This window comes from Deltaproteobacteria bacterium (genome assembly GCA_016219225.1).
In the GTDB taxonomy this organism is placed as follows: Bacteria; Desulfobacterota; RBG-13-43-22; order RBG-13-43-22; family RBG-13-43-22; genus RBG-13-43-22.
The window spans coordinates 20,835-27,818 of sequence record JACRBX010000220.1 but is presented as its reverse complement, the minus strand read 5'-3'; the positions used below and the strand labels follow the sequence as shown (position 1 = coordinate 27,818).

The following is a 6,984-nucleotide window of genomic DNA, read 5'->3' as shown; positions in this document are numbered from 1 at the left end:
GAGACTTATCGTGAGCCGGACATCATCGCCCGCATAGGAGGGGATGAATTTGTCATCCTGGCCCTGGAGGGGGACTCCGAATCCAGTGCCGAGAATCTTTGCGACCGTTTATACCGTAATCTGGAATTTTATAACAAGAGCAGAGGGGGAGATTACGACCTTTCCCTGAGCATAGGCGAGGTCCGTTATGATCCTGAACACCCGACAAACGTTGAAAAACTGATCGCCGAGGCGGACAAACGGATGTACGAACAAAAGAACCAGAAACGGCATCTCCCTATTGATCAGCATGAAAACCAAACCAAAGATATTTGAAATTCCGGAATCCAGAAAGACCAAAGGAGAACCTATGAAAATCGCCATCAGCGGAAAAGGCGGGGTAGGCAAGACCACCCTGGCGGCCTTTATTATTAAAGCCTTCAGTGACCGGGGGCATAAAGTTCTGGCTATCGACGCCGACCCGGATGCCAATCTGGCCAGCGCCCTGGGCTTTGAACACCCGGAGGCCGTGGTCCCCATTTCGGAGATGAAGGACCTGATCGGGGAACGTACCGAATCCCAGCCCGGTTCCTACGGGACTTTTTTTAAATTAAATCCCCACGTCAGTGACCTGCCGGAAAAGCTTTCCATGCAGAAAGGAAATATCCGTTTAATGGTTATGGGGGGGGTTAAAAAAGGGGGAGGCGGCTGCATCTGCCCGGAAAGCGTCATGTTAAAAACCCTGATCACCCATCTGATCCTGGCCCGGGATGAGGTCGTGGTCCTCGATATGGAGGCCGGTATCGAACACCTGGGCCGGGGCACGGCCTCAGCCGTGGATAAACTGATCGTCGTGGTGGAACCCGGTAAAAGGAGCATCGAAACGGCCCATCACATCCAAAATCTGGCCCGGGATATCGGTCTGAAAAATATCGCCCTGGTAGGCAACAAGATCCGGGGCGAGCAGGACCAGGAATTTCTTCAAAAACAGTTACCCGGTTTTACCTTTCTGGGCTTTCTGCCTTATGACAATCAGATCATCGAGGCCGACCTGGCTGGCCAGGCCCCTTTTGACCGGGAACAGGGCCTGGCCAGCCAGGTGGGACGGATGGTCGAGGGGTTGATTCAAGGATAGGCCGGGCAATCTATATCACTTCCACGTTCAGTTTGGTAATTCCTTTTTTAACGAAGCCGAGCTGCTTGGCCAGGGCATAGGAGACATCCACCTCCCGTCCCTTGATATAGGGACCCCGGTCATTGACCAGGCCTTCGGCAATTTTTCCATTTTCAGGGTTAACCAGCCGCACCTTGGTCCCTAATGGCAGGGTTTTATGGGCCAGGGTGTTCTTGTACATATCGAACCGTTCCCCGCTGGCGGTGATTTTGTTGTGATGTTCCGCGCCATACCAACTGGCCGTCACTTCCCCGTTTATTTTTAATTCAATCGCCTTGGAGCGAGAAGGGTAAATCAGAAGTTTTTGGCCGGGCAGAATCAGATTGGGATTGGAAAGACCGTTATCTCTGGCAATCTGATAAGGGTTCTTTTTAAATAGATGCTTCCCGATTTTCCAAAGGGTGTCTCCCGGTTTAACGATATATTCAATCGGTTCATCTTTGACTGGTTCCCCGGTTGCCGAGTCTGTCCCTAAACTGGATTTTAATACCTCGGAAAAATTTTTTCCAGAAGACTTCCGGGAGGAAGGTTCGATCCTGGTTCCGGGATCGAACTTCTCGATCCTATTATGGATATGGTCTATTTCCATAGGCGCTGTCATCTGCCTCTCCGCTCTTTGGTCAAAAATTTGTCTTCTGCCAACCTTGATGGACTTGTAAAAACTCGTCATTCCCGATTCCGTCCCGTAGGGTACTACACCCCGGCGGGCGCAGGCGGGAATCCAGACCAGATTTAACCAAATAAAAACACTGAATTCCCGTTTTCACGGGAATGACGAAATTGGAGTCTTCCTTGCTTATTACGAACTCGTCAACTCTGACAGACTTATTACGACTCCGTTAATTATGAATATGCAATTTTAATGCCCCCTACCCCTATTGTTTTCTTCATGGATCAATTTTCTTTCATAGGCCTGGCGGATCATCTCCAGCAGATCGTCGATATTCACCGGCTTCATGACATAATCAAAGGCCCCCAAATGCATCCCTTCCACGCCGGACTCCATGGAGGCGTGACCGGTTAATAGAATCACCTCCATCAAGGGGTTTTTCTTTTTCATTTCCCGAAGGGTATCAAGCCCATTCATGCCCGGCATTTTAACATCCAGGATCACGACATCAAAAAGGTGGGCGTTCATGAGATCAAGGGCCGTTTGACCGCTTTCCGCCCCGAAGACATTCAGGTTACGTTTTTTAAACCGTTTCACCAGGGTTTCTCGAAAATCGTCTTCGTCATCCACGATCAGGACATTAAATGATTCGGGCATAATACTCCTTATAAAAGGAAAATAAAGTTGCAAGTTTCAAGTGAATAAAATCTTGGATCCTTGGCCTCTGGACCCCTTGAATCCTTTTTCATCCAGAAATGAATGACTTCCGGATAGAGACTATTTAATGGGCAAATATATGGTAAAGGTGGTTCCCAGGCCCAGTTCACTGGCCACCATAATCCGGCCCCCCAATTGTTCAATAATGCTGTAGACAATGGACAGTCCCAATCCCGTGCCTTGGCCGACCTCCTTCGTGGTATAAAAAGGGTCAAAGATCTTATCGATATCTTCCTTGGGAATCCCCGGACCGTTATCGGAAATTTCAATCCGGACTTCATTGTTTTTTGAATGATATCTGGTCTTAATGCGGATTTCACCATTTTTGGAAATGGCATCAATGGCATTGTTAATGATATTTAGAAAGACCTGTTGCAACTGAGAGGAGTCGCTGGTGGTCTCCGGAAGATCCGGTTGGGGGTCTATTTGAATATCAATATTTCGAAACCGCGATTCATTCTCCAGGAAATCCACGGTCTCGTTTAAGGTTTTATTAATATCCACTTTTTCCTGACGGGGTTCCATACGTCTGGCAAAACCCAGGAGACGATGGGTAACCTTTTTGGCACGATCGACATGGTATTCGATCTTGCGGACCGCATCTTCAAACTCTTGATAATTTGTATTCCCGGTAATATCCTCTTCCGAAAGAAGGTCTTTGATCCAGCCGGCCTTCTCTCCGATCACGGCTAAGGGGTTATTGATCTCATGGGCAATCCCGGCGGCCATTTTCCCCAGGGCGGCCATTTTACTGGATTGGATCATTAAATCCTCACTGATGGCCTTTTGCCGATCCACTTGAATCAACTGATTCATCATGGCCCGGGTGGTCAAAAGGGTTCCGAGGACGATAACCAGAATGCCGGCCAGAAACAGAGAGGCTGCAATAAACCTCGCCTTAAGCAAGGGGGTTAATTGTTCCCGAGGATCTTCTTTAATGACCAATATCCATTTGGTTGTACTGATCTGGGTAGCGGCAAAGAGCCCCTTTTCTCGATCAATCCGGAGTTCTTCGACCTGGGTTTCAATGGATTTGGAAAAATCCGGGGATTTCGGGTGCCCGAATATTTCACCGGAAAAACGCGGGGCGGTCTGCAAGATATTCCTCTTATTAATAATGAAGGCATCCCCCTTTTTACCGGTTTGGGCCGCCCGGACGATCTGGTCTATGATTTCGGAATTGATGGTCGCCCGAAGGATCCAGCTTTTGTCCCCTTCGCGAGTCATGACGGCAATAATAAAATGGGGAAATTTTCTGAACCCTAAAAAGACATCACTGATGTAAACCCCTCCGGACATGGCGGATTGAAACCAGTCTTCTTTTTGGTAATTGACCCCTTTCAGTTCCGGATAAGGACCGATATAAGCCAGATGATTACCGGACTGATCAATGATTCCAATATCAATATAGGATTTGGAACGGGTCTGCATGGTATTAAATACCTTGTTTAAGTACGCCTCGTCGCTCAATTGTTTTAGGGAATGGGTATGGGCAATGGTGACGAGTTGGGAAACCCGCTCGTCAAAAAAAAGATCGATGGAGCTGCGCCGATTTTCGACTAAGGTTTTTAAATTTTCAAAAATCTTGGCTGAGTAGGAGACGCTGAACTGGTAATATATGGTAAACCCCAAGGTAAAAAGCGGGATCAGCGAAAAACCGAGGGTCGTCAGAATAATTTTCCGCCATAATTTTTTATAGGTGCGCTCTTCCACGGGTTTCCTATAGCCTGATCATAAATCCCGGCAGAACGTTCAACTCCGGATCCACCAGGGCGGTCGAATAGCCTTCAAAGACCTCCCGGGCGGTTATTGAGGCAACCGGACCTCCTTGTTTATTGATAAGGGTAAGACCGGTTCCCTGCCGTATCCCTTGTTTGCTCCCCAACCCAAAAAAAATTTCGAAACCGTCTTGCTCCTTCCTGATCCGATAAACTTCGGCTTCTCCTCGTTCGGCCAGAAGGGTTTCTATTTTATGCGACAGGAAGAAGACAACCCCGAAAGTCACAATAATAAAGGGGATAAAAAAAAGGGCGGCTCGCCAGGGATTAATTCCAAGGCCTCGAAGAAAAAAAGATTTTGAGTCTTTTTGTAAACTGGTCGGGTCGCTATAAACTTCAATGTGAAAAAGGGAAGCGGATCGCTCCCCTTGCCCTTTTTTGGACTGAACCGTCAATGTATATCCCCCGGGTTCAATCCCGGGACCTAAGCTTAAAGTCCCGCTCCACAAATACCCCCCCAACCAGAAACCGGTCTGGACAGATTCAAAAACCACCTGGATGTCCTTGGAGTTACTGCGATAGGTCAATTCGCCGGGATGTTCAATCTTTTCTGGTAATGGACCGCTGACGGCTTTATGGCTGCCGGGCAAACAGGAAAAATGATCGAGAGGCGTTCTGAATCGGGAGAGCAGACCGTCCAAAACAGCTATCAACAGCAGGATAGACACCAGGGTGCCTATCCTGCCAGTCCATTTACTCCAGGCTGAGAATTGTTTAACATCCATTATTTTTTGAAGATATCGGTTTTAGTAATATTCATGAATCTTCGGGCCTTTCCTTCTTCTTTGTAATAAATTCGGACCTCATCTCCGGCATCCCAGGTATTTTCCGGCAGGCCAAAGTATTCTTCGGGAATGGTAAAGGTCGTCAGTATCTGTTGTCTCTTGGAATAAACGGTTATAGCCTTCTTTTCCCGGTCAATGATGGGGAACTTTTTGGGTTTTCCTTCATCCAGGACCAGGGGGTTATCCTTGGCAATTTTTTCCTTTTGATCGATCAGGGTATATTGGATGGTTTTAAAATTTTGGGAAGCCGGATCAAAAAAGACGATCTGATTATTCTTGGTATCCAGCTTGATTCTTAATCCGGCCTTTGGTTCCGGCCCCATTTCCTGGGGGTCGGCGGGCAGGGCAAAGGTAATCGGCGGCAACTGGCAGTAATCCGGATTTTGGGGATCAGCCTGCCTATCCCGGACCAGCGTTACCGTCCATTTGGTTTTGTCGAATTGTATTACCCTGCCCTGTTCGACCTTGCCCAGATCTCCACAACCGAGCCCTATCAGGATAGGCACCAGGACCAGCCCTATCATCCAGCAATATTTTTTCATGGGATTAACTCCTTTCCTAATTTTTCTTCATGGCCAATTCTTGTTTGGCCCCTTGGATCATCTTGAATAAAATATAGAGCGATAAGGCACTAACCAGCCCCAGGACCAGTATCGTAGCGGAAACGTCCAGGGGGGTTTTCCAGGCCGGGATATATCGGGGAAGGAGCTTCATAATAACTGAAATTCCGCAACCGATTACAGCCAACCCAAAGGCGATACGAATCCCGTACCCTTTGATGTATTTCGTGGCCACGGTTCCGACCTGGGCCCCGATAGCCGCACCGATGAGCATAATAAGGGCGGCCACTAATTCGGTCCGGCCCTTAAAGGTGTAGGTGCCGGCGCCATAAAGTCCTGAAATCATCACTTCAAAAAGGTCGGTCCCGACAGCGATATGGGTCGGACAGCCGACAAAATAGATCAGGGCCGGCATGCGGATCAGCCCGCCGCCGATACCCAGGATCCCGGCCAGCCAGCCGGTTAGAAAACTGACAAAAATCGGGAGCCAGGCCGTGCAGTAAATCTGGGCCTCCTTAAAGTGTATCATAGGGGGAATCTTTATTTTGTGCAAGGTCTTGTGCCATTCAATGCCTGTGGCCAAATTATCCAAATCCTTCCCGGCTGCCTTAAGTTCCTTTTCCTTCTTTCTTTTTTTGAAGACATCGGCAAAGACCATCCAGGCGATCAAGGCCAAAAGAATGATATATAACCATCGAACATACAAATCCACCTTACCCAGTCGTTCGAACCACATGATCATCTGGGCACCGATCTCAAACCCGACCACGGTGCCGATGAGCATAATGAATCCTAATTTATAATCCACATTCCCGAATTTACCGTGACGCAGGGTTGAGATCAGGGATTTTCCAGCCATGTGGGCCACATCGGTGCCAATAGCGAAAGCCATGGGAAAACCCAGGATATTGAGGCCCGGCGTAACCATCCAGGCCCCGCCCATACCAAAAAAACCGCCGATTATGCCGACCCCCAGTCCCAGGATGACCAGGCCGGGCCAGAATATGGTCACTCCGGAAATAGGCATAAGAACATATAACCAATCCATTATGATATCCTCCTTGTAACGCTACTAAATTTTTAATGTTCGGACAATTCCCTGGAAGTCAGGTCGATCCCGATACGTTTCATAATAAAATCGGCAATTAAACCAAGGATCAACCCGACCACCGGAATCGATATTACGGTGACGGCCGTAAAGTAGGCATGACTTTCATTATATAAGTTCGCCCACCAGGCTTCCCAGCCGGTTAACCTGCGGGTATCGGCCACAATGACTATTAAATCGGCCTTCTCCCCCGCAGCCAGGGCCAACTCGGGGATGAGCAGGGTTATGATGCCTGCCCAGCCGATTATTTTTTTCCAAAAAGATTCCATTAGT

At 48.3% G+C, this 6,984-nt stretch carries 9 protein-coding genes; 2 read left to right on the top strand and 7 right to left on the bottom strand.

Annotated elements, in window-relative coordinates:
- Together HY879_18590 and HY879_18585 are read left to right on the top strand one after the other, a co-directional pair.
- The coding region (locus HY879_18590; protein MBI5605346.1) for a GGDEF domain-containing protein at positions 1-315 on the top strand (315 nt) is incomplete at its 5' end.
- A 34-nt stretch (positions 316-349) separates the two neighbouring features.
- Positions 350-1,114: an AAA family ATPase gene (locus HY879_18585; protein ID MBI5605345.1), complete on the top strand. Its 765-nt coding sequence runs from the start codon at positions 350-352 to the stop codon at positions 1,112-1,114.
- A gap of 10 nt (positions 1,115-1,124) precedes the next feature.
- Here the strand turns inward: HY879_18585 and HY879_18580 are convergent, their stop codons facing one another.
- The 7 genes from HY879_18580 to HY879_18550 form a co-directional block, all read right to left on the bottom strand.
- Complete coding sequence (locus HY879_18580) at positions 1,125-1,754, bottom strand: septal ring lytic transglycosylase RlpA family protein (GenBank protein ID MBI5605344.1); 630 nt, start codon at positions 1,752-1,754, stop codon at positions 1,125-1,127.
- Positions 1,755-2,012: 258 nt separating this feature from the next.
- Entirely contained in the window at positions 2,013-2,420 is a 408-nt protein-coding gene (locus HY879_18575) for a response regulator (GenBank protein ID MBI5605343.1), read from the bottom strand.
- 120 nt (positions 2,421-2,540) lie between these two features.
- Positions 2,541-4,193 (bottom strand): GHKL domain-containing protein, encoded by a 1,653-nt coding sequence (locus HY879_18570; GenBank protein MBI5605342.1) that lies wholly within the window; start codon positions 4,191-4,193, stop codon positions 2,541-2,543.
- 7 nt (positions 4,194-4,200) lie between these two features.
- A complete protein-coding gene (locus HY879_18565; protein MBI5605341.1) occupies positions 4,201-4,926 on the bottom strand; it encodes a hypothetical protein in 726 nt (241 codons plus the stop codon).
- A 56-nt stretch (positions 4,927-4,982) separates the two neighbouring features.
- On the bottom strand, positions 4,983-5,585 hold the full coding sequence (locus tag HY879_18560; protein ID MBI5605340.1) for a DUF4881 domain-containing protein: 603 nt from the start codon (positions 5,583-5,585) through the stop codon (positions 4,983-4,985).
- Positions 5,586-5,601: 16 nt separating this feature from the next.
- Entirely contained in the window at positions 5,602-6,651 is a 1,050-nt protein-coding gene (locus HY879_18555) for a sulfite exporter TauE/SafE family protein (protein MBI5605339.1), read from the bottom strand.
- A 32-nt stretch (positions 6,652-6,683) separates the two neighbouring features.
- Positions 6,684-6,980: a hypothetical protein gene (locus HY879_18550; GenBank protein MBI5605338.1), complete on the bottom strand. Its 297-nt coding sequence runs from the start codon at positions 6,978-6,980 to the stop codon at positions 6,684-6,686.
- Positions 6,981-6,984: the final 4 nt, after the last annotated feature.